Annotated in this window: 14 protein-coding genes; 7 read left to right on the plus strand and 7 right to left on the minus strand. The window is 64.9% G+C overall.

Annotated elements, in window-relative coordinates; genetic code table 11:
- Positions 1-32: 32 nt before the first annotated feature.
- On the minus strand, positions 33-488 hold the full coding sequence (gene accB, locus ABWK72_RS15420; protein WP_367870462.1) for an acetyl-CoA carboxylase biotin carboxyl carrier protein: 456 nt from the start codon (positions 486-488) through the stop codon (positions 33-35).
- A gap of 176 nt (positions 489-664) precedes the next feature.
- On the opposite strand from accB, the gene trmB reads away from it, so the two are divergent.
- The gene (trmB, locus tag ABWK72_RS15425; protein ID WP_367870463.1) at positions 665-1,324 is read left to right on the plus strand and encodes a tRNA (guanosine(46)-N7)-methyltransferase TrmB; all 660 of its coding nucleotides are present in this window, start codon (positions 665-667) and stop codon (positions 1,322-1,324) included.
- A gap of 223 nt (positions 1,325-1,547) precedes the next feature.
- Here trmB and ABWK72_RS15430 read toward each other — a convergent pair whose 3' ends face one another.
- Entirely contained in the window at positions 1,548-3,014 is a 1,467-nt protein-coding gene (locus tag ABWK72_RS15430; RefSeq protein WP_367870464.1) for an IS4 family transposase, read from the minus strand.
- Between the two features lie 574 nt (positions 3,015-3,588).
- Here ABWK72_RS15430 and ABWK72_RS15435 point away from each other — a divergent pair.
- Both ABWK72_RS15435 and ABWK72_RS15440 read left to right on the plus strand, forming a co-directional pair.
- On the plus strand, positions 3,589-4,113 hold the full coding sequence (locus ABWK72_RS15435; RefSeq protein ID WP_367870465.1) for a hypothetical protein: 525 nt from the start codon (positions 3,589-3,591) through the stop codon (positions 4,111-4,113).
- 160 nt (positions 4,114-4,273) lie between these two features.
- Positions 4,274-4,708, plus strand: a complete 435-nt coding sequence (locus tag ABWK72_RS15440) for a DoxX family protein (protein ID WP_367870466.1) — start codon at positions 4,274-4,276, stop codon at positions 4,706-4,708.
- A gap of 242 nt (positions 4,709-4,950) precedes the next feature.
- Here ABWK72_RS15440 and ABWK72_RS15445 read toward each other — a convergent pair whose 3' ends face one another.
- The 4 genes from ABWK72_RS15445 to ABWK72_RS15460 all read right to left on the minus strand — a co-directional run bounded on the left by ABWK72_RS15445 (position 4,951) and on the right by ABWK72_RS15460 (position 9,458).
- Complete coding sequence (locus ABWK72_RS15445; protein ID WP_367870467.1) at positions 4,951-7,200, minus strand: ComEC/Rec2 family competence protein; 2,250 nt, start codon at positions 7,198-7,200, stop codon at positions 4,951-4,953.
- 4 nt (positions 7,201-7,204) lie between these two features.
- Complete coding sequence (locus ABWK72_RS15450) at positions 7,205-7,897, minus strand: tol-pal system YbgF family protein (RefSeq protein WP_367870468.1); 693 nt, start codon at positions 7,895-7,897, stop codon at positions 7,205-7,207.
- A 306-nt stretch (positions 7,898-8,203) separates the two neighbouring features.
- Entirely contained in the window at positions 8,204-8,566 is a 363-nt protein-coding gene (locus ABWK72_RS15455) for a hypothetical protein (RefSeq protein WP_367870469.1), read from the minus strand.
- A gap of 130 nt (positions 8,567-8,696) precedes the next feature.
- Positions 8,697-9,458, minus strand: coding sequence for a hypothetical protein (locus ABWK72_RS15460; RefSeq protein ID WP_367870470.1), 762 nt, complete (start codon positions 9,456-9,458; stop codon positions 8,697-8,699).
- A 198-nt stretch (positions 9,459-9,656) separates the two neighbouring features.
- Between ABWK72_RS15460 and ABWK72_RS15465 the strand changes: the two genes are divergently transcribed.
- Together ABWK72_RS15465 and ABWK72_RS15470 are read left to right on the plus strand one after the other, a co-directional pair.
- Positions 9,657-10,103 carry a hypothetical protein gene (locus ABWK72_RS15465; protein ID WP_367870471.1) on the plus strand — a complete coding sequence of 149 codons (447 nt, stop codon included), beginning with the start codon at positions 9,657-9,659 and terminating at the stop codon, positions 10,101-10,103.
- A 34-nt stretch (positions 10,104-10,137) separates the two neighbouring features.
- Positions 10,138-10,602, plus strand: coding sequence for a hypothetical protein (locus ABWK72_RS15470; protein WP_367870472.1), 465 nt, complete (start codon positions 10,138-10,140; stop codon positions 10,600-10,602).
- A gap of 138 nt (positions 10,603-10,740) precedes the next feature.
- Here ABWK72_RS15470 and ABWK72_RS15475 read toward each other — a convergent pair whose 3' ends face one another.
- A complete protein-coding gene (locus ABWK72_RS15475; protein ID WP_367870473.1) occupies positions 10,741-13,857 on the minus strand; it encodes a PVC-type heme-binding CxxCH protein in 3,117 nt (1,038 codons plus the stop codon).
- A gap of 25 nt (positions 13,858-13,882) precedes the next feature.
- On the opposite strand from ABWK72_RS15475, the gene ABWK72_RS15480 reads away from it, so the two are divergent.
- Both ABWK72_RS15480 and ABWK72_RS15485 read left to right on the plus strand, forming a co-directional pair.
- A complete protein-coding gene (locus tag ABWK72_RS15480; protein WP_367870474.1) occupies positions 13,883-14,122 on the plus strand; it encodes an antitoxin VapB family protein in 240 nt (79 codons plus the stop codon).
- Positions 14,119-14,559: a type II toxin-antitoxin system VapC family toxin gene (locus ABWK72_RS15485; protein ID WP_367870475.1), complete on the plus strand. Its 441-nt coding sequence runs from the start codon at positions 14,119-14,121 to the stop codon at positions 14,557-14,559. The genes ABWK72_RS15480 and ABWK72_RS15485 overlap by 4 nt, the downstream gene beginning before the upstream one ends.
- Positions 14,560-14,613 lie beyond the last annotated feature (54 nt).

Here is a 14,613-nt window from a genome sequence, read left to right on the forward strand (position 1 = left end):
TTTCGAGCAAGCAGCGGGCGGACTGCCCCGGCTTACTTGATACGGAAAAGAATGTCCCCGAACTGCACGGGATTGCCGTCTTCGGCAATGACGGCGGAGATCGTCCCGGACCTCTCGGCCTTGATCTCGTTCATGACCTTCATCGCCTCGATGATGCACAAGGTCTGGCCCTCGCTGACCACGTCGCCCACGCTCGCGAAGGAGGGTGCCTCCGGGGCTGGCTTGCGGTAGAAGGTGCCGACCATCGGCGAGGTAATCGGCTCACCCTCGGCAGCGGCGGGTGCCGGGGCGGCGGCCGCGGCACTGGCAGGGGCGGCAGCGGGAAGCCCGGCCTGATACTGCGGCATCGAGCCGAGCATGCCGCGCATCGCTTCCAGATCGGGACCTTTGCGGAGCTTGAGATGGAAGCCTTCCTTCGACATGTCGAAGACGGTCAGGCCATGCTCATTCATGAGTTCGACGATCTTGCGGATTTCCTTGAGGTCCACGATGCAGAGAAAGGTTGGGTGGCGAAAGCGAAAGCGGGAGGGCGCCGGAGAGCAGCGCCACGGATGCGCTAGCTAGAGACCCCGCGGAAGAGGCGTCAAGCGGGAACGGGACGGAAGGGCCGGACAAGTTAGAAGTTTTGAAAGACGAAGGAAATTCGCGCCGAATTCGGTTTGGCTTGCCATGGGCCGCCCCGGGAGGCTTGGAAGCGGCACGGATGGACGAGACACCGCAGCCAAGACCCCCGGAAAGACACGAATTCACGCCGCGGGACTACTTCCAGCGCCTGCAGCGCGGGGAGATCCTGCGCGATGGCCGACCCTTGGAGGTGGATCTGGGCTGCGGCGACGGACGCTTCCTTCTAGGCATGGCCGCGCACTATCCGGAGCGGGATTTCCTCGGCGTGGAACGGCTCCTGGGGCGGGTCCGGAAAGTCTGCAAGAAGGCCTGCAAGCAGGGCCTGGAGAACCTCCGGGTGCTGCGGCTGGAGAGCCGCTACACCGCGGAGTGGCTGCTGCCGCTCGCTTCGGTCTCGCGCCTGCACCTGCTCTGCCCGGATCCCTGGCCGAAGGTCCGGCACCACCGCCGCCGCCTGATCCAGCAGGAATTCCTGCAAGCCGTGTGGGACGTCCTCGAACCGGGCGGCGAGTTCCTCTTCAAGACCGACCATAACGAATACTTCGAATGGGCAGTCGAGAAAGTCGCGGCCTTCGGGAACTTCGAGCAACTGGACTGGCCGGAGGACGCCTTCTTCTATCCCAAGACCGACTTCCAACTGCAATGGGAAAGCCAAGGCAAGGTTCTACAGGGATTGAGACTAAAAAAAGGCGAACGCTGAACTCCGGGCTCCGAACTTTTAGGCACTCCGCCAGATTTGCTGAAGCCCCTTCGAGGAAGCTCCCAATACGGATCGATGCCCCCCTTTACGGCGCAGCCGCTTTGGAGCACCTGAACCGCGCTGAAGGGGTGTGGAGCATGGAGTAACTCGAAAAAGAGGTTTTACTGAAAACCAAAGGGTTATAATTCTTGTTACTCGGGAGTGCGGCGGGTTATCCTGCCCGTTACCCACAACTTTTCATTTTAAAGACTCGCCACGCCTGCGCGAGGGTCCGCAGCTTTGCGAGGCCCCGCCACAGCACTTCGGGGCCGGGTTCCCCGTCGCTCTTCCTGCCAAGGAATCCGCCCAGCCTCGCGATCATCCGCACCGCTTCGCCGGTCGCCGGCGGCCGTTCCGGCGGCGGCCCGCCGCCCGCCGCGTGCACCGGGAGCACCTCCCATTCGTCGCGCTCCAGCCAGCCTTCCACCGGGAGCCCCGGGCTGATCCGCGCCTGCCAAACCAGGGACAGCAGGTGCACCGCTACGACCATGTCCAGCGCGATGAAGGCCTTGAGCTTCTCCGCCGCGCGCACCTGCCGGCTTTCCACCCGGCAGCCGGTCTTGAGCACGCGGTGGAAGTCCTCGATCCGCCAGCGCAGGGCATACCAGCCGACCAGCCGCGCGGCGTCGCCGGCGTCCGCGACGGGTTCGGTCGTCAGCAACTGCCAGCACACCGGCTCCACGCCCGGCGGCGGGTCGATCTCCCGGACTTCCAGCGCCCACAGTTCCAAGCTTTCCGACAGCCCGAGGTATTTCTTCTTGTGGGCGGGCACCGCCAGACGGACCCGCCCGGCCCGCACCGCGAGGGTGGCCTTGCGCGCCTTGAGCCCTTGCTTTCCCCGCGGCAGGTCGACCACGAGGGTGGCCGTCACCGGCAGCGCGGCGGGGGTCTGCCACAACGGCGTGCCGCCGTCCTCAAGCTTGCGGTCGTGCTGGCTGCGCACCAGCAATCCGGCTCCGCCGCCGCGTTGCGCGCGGGTTTGCCGGCAGGCGGCGAGCAGTTCGTAGATGTCGGCCTCGCGGTCGGCGACCGACAGCACCGCGCGCGTGCCGCCGAGGTCTTCCCACAGCCGCTGCGCCTCGTGCCAGCCGCCGACCCAGCGGTGGCTTTCCTTTTCTTCCAAGGGCTGGCGGTTGCGCTTGCCGGCGGGCTCGCCGGCACCGCGGGGTTGCCGGGCGTAGACAAGGGCCGAGGCGAGGCCGTGGACCGCGCCGTCCGTGCCGACCACGAGCTGGCCGTGGACGAAAAGGCCGGGGGAGCGATCCTTGCCATGGCCGGCGGTGGGGCCCAGGCCTTCCTTGCTACGATGGTTGTCGTAATTGAGCGCGGTGGTGTCCTGCAAGACCAGCAGCGCGGTTCCCTCGTCCCCAGCCCGCAGCCGATCCAGCATCGCGGCGCGGTGGGCGGCGAGGATCGCCCCGCAGTTGACCTCGGGCTGGTCGAAGAGCCGGTAGCAGGCCTTGGTGCCGGACCAGTCGCCGCAAGCGGCGGGAACCGGGGCGGTGGGATTTCGTGCGAAGTCGGAGGCCACACGCACAAAGCGTCGGCTGCGGCGAGGGTCGCCGCAATCCAAGGTTGCAAATTCGGTTCCAGCCCAGGAGAGGGCGGCTTGCGGGTCGGGAGGATTGAGGTCGGAAGAATCGAGGTCCATCCGCGAAGCTGATGTAAACAGTCGTTTAGTACCAGCGCGATTTAAGTACGACCTCGAAAAGTTGTGGGTAACGGGCAGGGGTTATCGCTGCTTTCAGGGCGCGGTGGCGGACCGGAGCGCCATACAAGTTCTAGGGAGATTTGCCCCTACCCCATCGTTCAACGATGCGGCGGGGTTGCCTCGCCTCACTCGGCGTCCTCTGCTTCTGCACTCGGTTCTTCGATCTTCCTCCGGGAACTATCGCGGCGACTCTTCTTCAACCCTCGCTCCGAAAGCGGCGATGCCCGCCGCCCTCATGGGCCTCCCTCGGGAAAAGGAAAGTCCACCTTGAGCTATCGGCCGGTTGGATTCCACAACGGATGTTCCGGAGGATAAAGGGGGCGAGTTGGATCGGCAGGCCAACGCCGATCATCGATTTTCTTGGGAGTTCAATTCCCTGAATCGATGGTCGTGGATCGAGGTGATCCGCTAGAACGGAACATCACGCCGGCTTCCCGCATCGCGTCGGGTTGAGTGGATCGCCGTCGCCCTGAACGCTGCTTCACGCAGCCCGTTCGAACCCCCTCATCGAAAAATGATCATCCTTCAATGTGCGTTAACCCTTGTCGCAACCTATTACTTTGCGGCGGTCGTTCAGACCTTGCTGCACCGGATCTTCGGACATCGGGATCGCATCCACTCGGTCTACGTCACGCACGCCCACGGCCATCATGGCAAGTATCCGCCGCAGCGCCTTCTCACGGATGAATGGCTGGATAGCGGGCAGCATGTGATGTGGTACTACGCCATCCCCTTCGTCCCGGCGGCTTTGTTGGTGGGCTGGGCCTTCGGACCCTGGATTCTCGCAAGCCATGTCGCGGGAATGGTATTCGCGATCTGGTGGCACATCTATCTCCACAAGCAGTATCATCTCAAAGGAAGCCCCTGGGAGCGCTTCGGGTGGTTCCGGCGGAAACGCGGGCTGCACTTCGGTCACCACCGCAGCGTGCGCAAGAACTACGCCATCGTGGAGTACTGGATCGATATCCTGCTGCGCACGCGGAAGGAGCCGGACCGGATCACGGAGCCCCCACGCGGGCATGGCGCGGAGGAAGCATAGTGGGAGGGTTCAAACCAGCGGGTGAGCGCGAGCTCGGAGCCGCCGCGGAAGCCGCCGATTGGCAGGAATCCGTCCTTGGCGAGGGCGATGGCGAGGCCCCAAATTACCTCGCATCCACACACGATCTCGAACAACGTAACAGCCAATCCCACAAGGCTCCATGAACATCCGGCGACTACTCCAACTCGATTTCCTACCGCGCAGCACCGATGCCGGCTTGCTCGTGCTCCGGCTTTGGCTCGGCTTGTCGCTCGTCATCCTTCACGGCTGGAGCAAGCTCACCGGCTTCTCGGGTATGTCGGGCAAGTTTCCCGATCCGCTCGGGGTGGGATCGTCCACGAGCCTCACGATGGCGGTCTTCGGGGAAGTCGTCTGCGCCCTGCTGCTCGCCCTCGGGCTGTTCACGCGCCTGGCCGCGGCCGTACTGGCCATCACGATGGCGACCGCATTTTTCATCGTGCATAAAGGAGTGCTTTCCGGACCGGGCAGCGGCGAACTCGCCTTCATCTATTTAGGCGGATACGTTGCTCTCCTCATCGCCGGCGCCGGACGCTTCTCGCTCGATGGGAAGCCTGCCGCCCGCTCGGGCAAATGAAATGACCTGACCATCCCGCAGTTCACCCACGCGTCATTCGATGACCGAGGGCTTCAACAGCCTGTTTCCGTAATCGGAGGAATTACGAAAGCTGCCGCTACACCTTCAGGGGAGTACCTTATGGGGGTACCCTTAAGGGGATAACCTTTGCGTGCCGTTCGGGGCTACGGGTGGCGTGCCGTTCGGGGCACCACCCCCTATCCCGTTCCGGGGGACGGGGGGTGCCCCGGTTCGGGGGATGCCTACCGTTTGAGGGTGAGCTCGGAGCCGTCGAGGAAGCCGCGGATCTGGAGGGAGCCGTCCTTGGCGAGGGCAAGGGTGACGGCACCGGTCCTGCCCTGGTGGAAGAGGCGGATGCCGGACTTCTTGCAGTGCTCCGCCCATGCGGTGGGGATGCGCTCTTCCACCGGGAAACTCGTGTGGCTGGCGATGATGGCGCGCGGCTTGACGGCAGCCAGGAAGTCATCGCCCAGCGAGGAATCCTCACGGCTGCGGCCGGCGACGATGAGGTCGGAGGCGAGGTCGATGCCGCTGTCCATCAGGTTGCGCTCGGTGGTCCAGCCGGCGTCGCTGGTGAAGAGGATGCGCCAGCCGCGCCAGTGCAGGCGGAAGATCATCACGCGCTCGTCGGCGGGGGTATTGACGTCGCCGGGCGAGGGCTCGTGGAGGACTTCGAGCCAGGAGCCCTCCGCGATCGGGTAGCGGGCACCGGTGACACCCAAGGAGGTCGGGATGTGGCGGTCTTCGGCCGCTTTCAGGAGGTCGCGGAAGATCGGGCTGCGGGCCTTGGTGACGGGGATCAGGAGCTGCCGGACGGGGATGGTGCCAAGCATTTCCAAGGCCCCGCCGATGTGGCCGCTGTCCGGGTGGCTGAGGGCGATGCTGTCCGGCTGCACGGCCAGGCGACGCATGGACGGGGCGAGGACACTGCGGAAGGCGGCACGGCTGCCGGCATCGATGAGGACGGTGACGCCGCGGTCATGCAGGAGCGAGGCGCCGCCGCCGTAGCCGGGATCGTAGACGATAAGGAAGTCATCCCCCGGGCGGTCCCGGGGCAGGGTGTAGTTGCCGCCGGGGACCTTGGCGAAAAAGGCGGCGGTGGCGGTGCAGCCATCCGCCACGTGGCCATTGACGCGGTTGATCGCTTGGGAGGCCGCGGGGATGGGAGAGAAGGCGAGCGCGAGCAGGGCGATGGCCATCAGGACCAAGATGGGAATCCCGATGAGCGGGCTGGCGAGGATCGAGATGGGAGCCAGGAAATTGAAATGCCAGAGGGTGAGCGGCACCGAGCCGATGCTGGCGGCGGTGGAGGCGGCGAGCGCGGCGGCGACCTTCTCCCGGGAGCGGAGCCAGCCCTCGCGGACCCAGCCGTAGAGCGAGCGCGGCAAATAGGCCTCGCGGCGCTGGATCCAGGCGAAGGCGGGAGCGGCCACCGCGGTGCCGATGCCGATGGCCCAGACCACGCCGAAGGAAAGCTGCACGCCGGCTTGGAAGATCAGGTTTCCATCCGTGATCACCGCGGCGAGCAGGGCGAAGCCGAGGGCATTGAGCAGGTCCGGCCTGCGCCGCACCAGGAAGGCCCCCAGCAGCGCCGCGGCCATGATGACCGAGCGCACCGCCGGCGGCTTCATGCCGGTGACCCAGGCGTAGGCCAGCATGCCCGCCAGGATCAGGATCACCGCGAAGCGCCGCGGCACCCCGATGAGCCGCAGCACGAACCAGCCGATGAGGCCGACCATCGCGACGTGCATGCCGCTGACGGAAAAGGCGTGGAGGGTCCCGCTGGCGCGGTAGACGTCGATGAGTTCGGGATCGTTCTGAGGATTATCGCCCAGGACCATGGCGCGGATCACGGCGGCCTGGCGTCCCGCGGGATCGAGCCCGGCGGTGACGGTATTGCGGAAATTCGCCCGGGCGCGTTCTTCCAGCATCCGGAAGGGCGAGGGCACGGCGAGGCTGCGGGCGGGCACCTGGGCATCGAAACTGCCGTAGCCCCCCTGGCGGTAGAGCCATGCGGCAACATCGAAGGTGCCGGGATTCCGCTGGAGTGGCAGCGGCTGGAAGCGGCCCTGCATGGCCAGGCGTTCCCAGCGCAGGGGAGTCGCGCCGGGGCCGCGGACCCAGACTTTCCCGGGAGAGCCGCCCTCCAGCACCTCGGCCAAGGCGGTCCAGCCGCGGGTGGTGGCGCGGGGCTCGGAGACGACGCGCACGACAACCGTAGCCGAGCGGACCTTCTCGCTCTCGACCTTGGCGAGGGCGGCGTCCTGGCCTGCGATCCGCCAGCCATGGAGACCACCGGCGAGGGCGGCGAAGAGCAGCGCCGCAAGGAGGATCCGGCGCACGCCGGAGGCGATCAGCAGACCGAGAATCAGGCCGCCGCAGAGGAGCCCGGCGAGCCGGTAGCCATCGGCGGCCAACACCGCGGCGGCGGCGGCGAGGGCCACCCACAGCAGCGGGTGGCGCTCCACCGTGCGGCGGAGCCGTTCGCGCATGGCCTCAGGCCACGCCCCACTCGCGGAGCTTGTGGCGGGCATTGGCCGAGTGGCGGGTATCCGGGAACTGGTCGATGACCTGCTGCATGATGGTAGCCGCGTTCGCGTGATCGCCGATTTCCTTCTCGTAGATTTCGGCGACGCGGAACATCAGGAAGGCAGCATCGTTTTCCTCCCACTCCTGGCCTTCGATGGCGGTGCGCAGGGTCTGGACGGCGGCAGGGGCGTCTTCCAATTGATCCACCTGGATCTTGGCTATTTCCACCCATGGCAGGCGGTTGAGCGGCTGGGCCTCGGCGGCCAGCCGGAAGGCCGCGATGGCACCCTCCCAATCGCCTTGGGCGACCTTGGCGCGACCATCGTGCATGGGGTCCTTCTCGACCTCCTCGGCGCTGTCGTAGACGGCGTGGGTAAAGCGGTGGGCGATGGCGGGCAGGACGTGGATGACGAAGACGATGCCGACCAGGCCGGCGGTCATGAAGGCGAGCAGGATGCCACTGAAGGTTTTCTCGCCTTCCTTGCTATCCACCAGACTCTCCTGTTTGACGATGTCATCGGGCTCGAGCACATCCTCGCCGCTGTTTTTCATCTCGGTGAGCTTGGCCCTCTCCACCTCGATCTGAGTCTGCGCCGCGGAAAACTTGAACCACGAGAACGCGACACAAAGGATCAAGACGCCATACAAACCCCACTTCATATGTCGGGAACCATTCCGCCGGGTTTGGCTGCCGGAAAGCACAAAATCCGCGGAGACGCCGGGTATTTGAATGGGATCAAGGGAGCGCAAGTGATTGGATCTCCCGCATCAGAAGTCCAAGTCGGCCTTGAGGGCGTCAACGGAGGCGAAGCGGGGCAATCACGGCCACTGCCTCATCGCTTGGCTGCGTGCCTCTCGGTGCCCACGGCAGCGGGGGACCATTCTGCGGGCCGGGTGGCTCCGCGCTCCCAGGGGAAGAGCCGACCGTGAAGCGGCACGGGAATGTAGGAGGCGGGCCGCTTGGCCTCAAAGCCGGCGGGCGGCGCGGCCTTCGTCGATGAGCTTCCAGAAGTGCTTGGACTTGGCCAGCTCCTCGTCCTCGCCGATGGGGATCTTCGAGCGGAAGGCGAAGTCGGAGAAGGTGCCCTTGTGGAGGACGCGGTGAACGACGACGGTGCGATCCTTGACCTCGAAATAGAAGCGCCAGTCCTTCGCGCGGAAGCGGTAGAGGGTGCGGCCGTCGCGCTCGATCTTGCCGAAGCGCTCGTCGCCCAAGTTTTCGAGATCCTTCTCGGTGACCCTGAATTCGTCGAGGAGTTCGAGCTGCTCCAAGGTATCGAGCCGGGAGATCTCGGCGGCGCTGATTTCGTTGAAGACGATCTGGAACACGGTAGGAGTGGAAAGTTCCAAGGAAGAAGTGCCAAGTGCCAAGTTTGACGATGGCTTGGCTACCAGAAGGAAAAGCCCGCAGCCGCCGGAGAATGGCGGAGGCGGGCCGGGGAATTCAGCTTGGCGGGGATTACTTCACCTTGATGCCATTGTTTGCCGCGCCGTCCGGGGTATTGCCGAAGATCCGGTTGTTCTTGTAGCTCTGGATCACGCCGGTTCCGGTGCGCTTCAGGCCCTCGGCCACGTTGAGGCAGATCACGCTGTTATTGAGGATCGCCTTGCCCTTCGGGTTCACCACGAGGCCCTGGTTGCAGCCTTGGATGGTGGTGCCGTCGAGGAAGGCGACGCTGCTGGCAGTGGCGGCCGGAGTCAGCGAGACACCCGCGCCGAGGCACTCCTGGATCAAGCAGCCGCGCAAGGTCACCTGAATGCCGGTGGTTCCGGTGTTCGCCACCTCGACACCGGTGGTGAAGCCCTTGATGCGGCAGTTTTCCAGATACACGGCACCGGCCTGGACGATCTTCACGGCGGCCAAGCCGGTCTCCAGGCCCTCGAGCTGGAGATTGCGCAGGATGACCACATCGGTGGGCGCAGCATTGATGATGATCGCGATCCCCGCGTTGATGAGGATCCCGCCTTCAATCCCGCCGCCATCGATGGTGATGGATTTCGTGATGGTCACGGCTCCGAAACCGCCGGGATCGAGGACACTGATGATGCCCTTGGCGGCAGTCTTCGAGATCGCGCCACCGAAGGTCTTGCAGGGAGCGGTGCGGCTGCCCGGATTCACGTCATCCCCGACCCCGGAGACCCAGGTGCGGGTCGCTTGGGCGGAAGAGATATGGGTGAGCGAGAGCAGGACAAGGGCTGTAAGGGAGGCCAGAATTTTCATATCCCTGAAATGATATCCGGGAATTGGGGATCTAACAAGAACAGTCGGTGCAACCGTGTCCGCCCGGGGATTGAACTCGCGGGGTGTTGGTCCGGTTCCATGCGATCCCGGGCGCAGGCGGGATGAAGGATCCGTGAAGAATCCGGGGGGGATCGGGTGGCAGTTGAAAAGCCGCCGCCGCTGCGGCAAGATCACGGCATGGCAATCGTGTCACTGGTCCTAGCGATCATCGTCCTGTTCCTGATCGGCGTCGGGATCGCGGTGGGGCTGGTGGCCTGTGGCCTGGCGGCGCTGTTGATGGGTTTGGGCGTGATTTCCTCATCGTTCGTGGTGGGGATCCGCAGCGGGCGTCCCGCGGATGGGATCCGTGTCTTTTTGCTCCAATGCGGGATCATCGCCGGGGTGCCGGCAGGCGCGGTTTGTGCCTTGCTCGGAAGTTCGCTGCTGGCGGAATTGCACGGAGTGGTCGATTGGCCGGTACTCGTGTTCGGCGGGCTGGCGGGTGCCCTTGCGGGGGTTCTGGTGGCGCTGGCGATGGACCACATGTCGCGGCGGCTGCACGGGTGGGCGGCAGGACGCCTGCACGATGCGGGCTTCGGAAAGCCGGCCTTCGATTCAAACCAAGCGATTCGAGTTCCCGACTAAGCGCGGGGCCGCGAAGTGCCATGATGTAAGTGCCATGATCGATACCTGCGAGTTCCGTCCGATCACCTTTCAAGACGAGGTCTTCCCGCCGAGCCTGATGGGGATCTCGATCCTGGAGCCGGTGCTCGATATCGAGGAAGAAGAACTCGGCGAATGGCTGTGGCGGCTGCCGATCTGCAAGGGTGTGACCAAGCGGGCACCGGCGGAACGCTGCGCACGTTGCGCGATGCAGACGGTCGATCTCATGCTCGAAATGCGGCAGGCCGTGCTGGAAGGAATCGCGGATCGCTTGGCGGAGTTCGGGTTCGACCCGGAAAGCACCTACCGCGAGTGGATTCACTCGCTGCTGCGGATCGCCATGCTAAGCAGAAGGGAGGAAGACGACTGCGTGTGGTGGTCCCCCGCTCATGAAATGGACCGCTATGCCGGTGAAGCCGGGAGGATGAAGCTGGAGGAGATCCTGGAGAGGCTGGAGCAGGATTATCCCAGGGAAAGATGAGCCCGGAAGCGCGGGCTCGTCCTTGGCCGGCGATGGCGACGGGGAGCTTCCCGTTGCTACTTGGGGGGCGGACGATTTAGGGAATGGGTGGTTTCCGGTAGGCGGGGACGCGAGCGGTCGCGGCTCTGGAGAGCCGCGCTACTTGAGATCGGCCGCTGTCCATGGCAGCTGGCGGTCCTTCGTGGCAGCTCGGACCGGTGCCACCGCGGCTTCAGCGACCGGCGCGGCGTCATTCGACCATGCATGCCGGACGAAGCTGAGGACATCGGCGATCTCGGCGTCGCCGAGGCCGATGACCGGGGGCATGAGGGAGTTCACGGCGAGCTTGCCGGGGACCTCGACCGGGCCTGCCAGGCCATTGAGGACGATCTTCACCAGGGCCTCGGGATTGCCGGCGACGCGGGCATTGCCATCGAGCGGCGGGAAGGCGCCGTCCACGCCGCTGCCGCTGCTCTGGTGGCAGGCGGCACAGGTGCGCGCGTAGACCGCTTCGCCGCGGGCGAGTTGCCCGGCGGGCGGGTTGTGCTTCTTCTCCATGTGCTTGCCCTTCGCCGCCTCCTTGAGAGCCATGGCGAGCGGAGAGCTGTCCTTCTCTAACAGGGCGAGTACTTGCGGGCTGCGGTTCGCGGCGAAGGCCTTGATCGCGGCGGGGTAGATCCGCTCCTTGAGGACCGACGGATCGGGCGGATTCCCGAGGGAAGCGAGGAGGAAGCCGGTCGAGTGGCGGGCGGCGGCGGCGGCGAAGCAGCGGTCCAGGACTTCGCCGCGGCGAAGCTGCTGCCGGCTGCGGTGCCAGTCGCGGAGCTTGCGGCCGAGCGCTTCATCCGCGGGCATGCGGGCGGCGAGGAGGAGCCACTCGCGGATGACGAAGGGGTCTTCTTCTTTGACCGTATCGAAAGCGCAGGGTGCTTCCGCGGGCCAGAGCGCCAAAGCGGTGCGACGCAGCCCGGGGAAAGGCGATTCGGAAAGCTCCCTGAGCAGGGCCACCCCTTCGCTGGAGTCCGCCGTGAAGTAGCCAAGCCCGGAAAGGGCGTAGAGCCGCGGGAGCGTATGATTGCCGCGACCCACGGCTCCTACAAGCTGCGGGATAAGCTCCTGGCCGCCATGCTCCACGATGAGACGCCGGGCATGCAGCCGCCGCAGCAGCGCGGGATCATCCAGACCTGCCAGCAGCGTAGCCGGCTTGGCCGGATCGAGCACCACCGGTTTCGGCTCCGCGCTGTCCTTCGGGAACACGCGGTAGACCCGCCCCATCGGCTTTTCGCGCAGCGGCGTGATGTAGGCCGCACCCGCGCCACGCTCCACCTTGGTCTGCTCGAAGGGTGCGCCGGGCCGGTTGTGCTGGACGATGATATTGTACCAATCCGCGATCCACACCGCACCGTCCGGGCCAGTCTCCGCCACGACCGGCGCGGACCAGGCATCGGAGCTGGCGTAGAGGTTCTCCCCTTCGAAGGGAGCGATGAAGTCGGCGTTCTCCGTTTTCAGGCGGGTCATCGAAACCAAATGGCCGGTGGGCTCGGAAACGAATGCCGCGCGGTTCCGCCAGTCTTCCGGGAAGCGATCGGACGTGTAGATCCCATGTCCCGCCGCCGCGGTGTAGTGCCTGCCCTTCGCGCGGATTTTGCCATCGCCCAGTAGCTCCACCGGCGGGTCCCAGCCGTCCGAGCCTTGGACATCGAGCGTGGTCGGGTAGATTTTCGTCCCGCGATCCGAGCGGTGGACGGGTCCGCCATCGCCGATGAGCTGCCAGCTCGGCTGGCGGTTGGCGGTCGAGCCCAGGATGTCGAAGTCCTCCGTGAAGCCGAGGCCCCAAGTGTTGTTAGAGGTCTTGCCGAGGAACCCGATCTTCGAGCCGTCCGGCAGGAAGCGGAAGACACCGGTGTCGAACTTCACGGGCTGGCCGCCCACGATGCCATCGAAACCGGCATAGCCGACGGTGCCGTAGATCCAGCCGTCGAAGCCGTAGTGGAGATTCGAGACACCGGCGTGGGTGTCGTACATCTTGAAGCCTTCGAAGAGGATCTTCCTCTCGTCGGCTTTGTCGTCGCCATTCGTGTCCCTAAGAAAGAGCACCTTGCCGCCGGAGGTCACGATCACGCCGCCATTTGCATGCACGGCGGAGGTGGCGAGCGCGAGGTGATCGGCGAAGACGGTGAACTTGTCCGCGCGGCCATCGCCATCCGTGTCCTCGCAGATTTTCAGGCGGTCGTTGCCGCGCTCGCCGGTGGTCAGGCCGTTTGGGTAATCGAGGGTCTCGACCACCCACAGCCGGTCGCGGTGGTCCCAGGTGATCGCGATGGGATGCTCGATGTCCGGCTCGGCGGCGAAGAGCGAGAGCTCGAAGCCTGCGGGCACCTGCGCGCGCAGGATCGAATCCTGCGGGGAGAGCGGCTGCTGGAGCTTCGGGACCGGCTGCTGGGTCAGATACTGCGGAGGCAGCATCGGCACCCGGTATTCGAGCGGCGGGAGATTGACGATCGAGACATTTTCGCCGGCGGCCCAGCGGATCCCGCGCTCTAACAGGTCATGGAAGCCTTCCTGGATCCAGCAGCGCTCGTCGTGGCCATGGGCGGTGTAGAAGACGCGGCCTTTCCCCTGAGTGCGGACCCAGGTCCATGGCTCATCGCCGTTGCGCTGGAGGATGGTGATGTCCTTGGCGAGGCGGTGGTGGCGGTAGGTCTCGTCCCAGGTCTCGAAGGGCTTGTAGCCTTTCATCGCGGGATGTTCCGGCTCGACCACGCGGGCGGTGAAGGTGCTCTCGCCATGGCCTTCGATCTGTCCGCCGACGAGGTTGATGTAGCCATCGGTCTTCTTGAAGCAGGCCGAGCCGCAGTGCACCGGCATGAATCCCCCGCCCTGCTCGACGAAGCCCTTCACCGCGGCGAGTTGCTGCGGAGTGATCTCCTGGTGATTGGCATAAACCAGCAGGACGTCATACTTGGCGAGGTTCTCCGGGGTGAGAGCCTCCGTCCGCTTCTCGTAAGTGAGATTGATCCCGCGGTTGCCACTGACCTCCTTGAAGAGGCGGTAGCGCTCCAGCGGACCGTGGTGGCCATCGTCGCCGAAGAAGAGGACCTCGACCCGGCGCGGGGCGGGCTTCGCCGTCTCTTGGGCAAAAATGGCCAGTGTCCCGAATAGGAGAAGCGGAAGGAGCAGGCGGAAAAACGACATGAGGTTCACCGCTTCATACGCGTTCCACTGGTCAAATCCGACGGATTTCCGCGGCAGCGGCAACACGGAATCTTGCTTCATTCTACCACCTGTGTATGCTGCATGCATGGCCACAAAGACCATTTCCGTTGATCTGGAAGCTTACGAACGCCTGAGCGAAGCCCGAAAGTCCCCGAAGGAGTCGTTTTCGCAAGTGATCCACCGTGCCCAATGGCCCGAGCGGGCGAAGACCTGCGAGGATCTTCTTGCCGCCTTGGCAAGCATGCCAGCGGTGCCGGAAAAGGTGATCCAGCGGCTTGACGAAGCGCAGACGCAAGATTCCCCACCGGATGATCCATGGTCATGACCAGCCTGCTTTTCGACACCTGCTTCCTGATCGATCTTGAACGAGAAAAGCGGAAGGGACCGGGCTCTGCACACGCATTTCTTTCACAGCACGGCGCTGCGCGAGCAGCGATTTCGTGGACCGTGGCGGGAGAGTTCGCGGAAGGATTCGGGGACATCCGGGATCCCGCGTGCATGGCCATGCTATCCCGATTCGAAGTGGTAGAAACGGACGAAGCGACTGCCGGAGAGTATGCGAAGATCACGCGGTATCTTCGCAAGCAGAGTTTATTGATCGGAGCGAACGACCTATGGATTGCCGCTTCAGCCCTTGCTGCAGGCCTGCCCTTGGTGACCAACAATGCCTCACATTTCGGACGAATCCCGGGCCTGCAGGTTGTTGGCTACGACCTTTCCCCTCGACAGCCGCCCTGCCGCGCGCCAATTTCGCGCTCGTGACGACGAATCTCCGCGGGCTTCTTGAGCTGCGGCCGCTCCTTCTAGGGCTGGCCA

Source organism: Luteolibacter sp. Populi (genome assembly GCF_040801775.1).
Taxonomy (GTDB): Bacteria; Verrucomicrobiota; Verrucomicrobiia; order Verrucomicrobiales; family Akkermansiaceae; genus Haloferula.

Bases quoted from the DNA above. Each gene is read 5' to 3' on its own strand.
- ABWK72_RS15430 (WP_367870464.1), bottom strand. From the start codon at position 3,014: ATGGACCTCGATTCTTCCGACCTCAATCCTCCCGACCCGCAAGCCGCC.
- ABWK72_RS15435 (WP_367870465.1), top strand. From the start codon at position 3,589: ATGATCATCCTTCAATGTGCGTTAACCCTTGTCGCAACCTATTACTTT.
- ABWK72_RS15440 (WP_367870466.1), top strand. From the start codon at position 4,274: ATGAACATCCGGCGACTACTCCAACTCGATTTCCTACCGCGCAGCACC.
- ABWK72_RS15445 (WP_367870467.1), bottom strand. From the start codon at position 7,200: ATGCGCGAACGGCTCCGCCGCACGGTGGAGCGCCACCCGCTGCTGTGG.
- ABWK72_RS15450 (WP_367870468.1), bottom strand. From the start codon at position 7,897: ATGAAGTGGGGTTTGTATGGCGTCTTGATCCTTTGTGTCGCGTTCTCG.
- ABWK72_RS15460 (WP_367870470.1), bottom strand. From the start codon at position 9,458: ATGAAAATTCTGGCCTCCCTTACAGCCCTTGTCCTGCTCTCGCTCACC.
- ABWK72_RS15465 (WP_367870471.1), top strand. From the start codon at position 9,657: ATGGCAATCGTGTCACTGGTCCTAGCGATCATCGTCCTGTTCCTGATC.
- ABWK72_RS15470 (WP_367870472.1), top strand. From the start codon at position 10,138: ATGATCGATACCTGCGAGTTCCGTCCGATCACCTTTCAAGACGAGGTC.
- ABWK72_RS15475 (WP_367870473.1), bottom strand. From the start codon at position 13,857: ATGAAGCAAGATTCCGTGTTGCCGCTGCCGCGGAAATCCGTCGGATTT.
- ABWK72_RS15480 (WP_367870474.1), top strand. From the start codon at position 13,883: ATGGCCACAAAGACCATTTCCGTTGATCTGGAAGCTTACGAACGCCTG.
- ABWK72_RS15485 (WP_367870475.1), top strand. From the start codon at position 14,119: ATGACCAGCCTGCTTTTCGACACCTGCTTCCTGATCGATCTTGAACGA.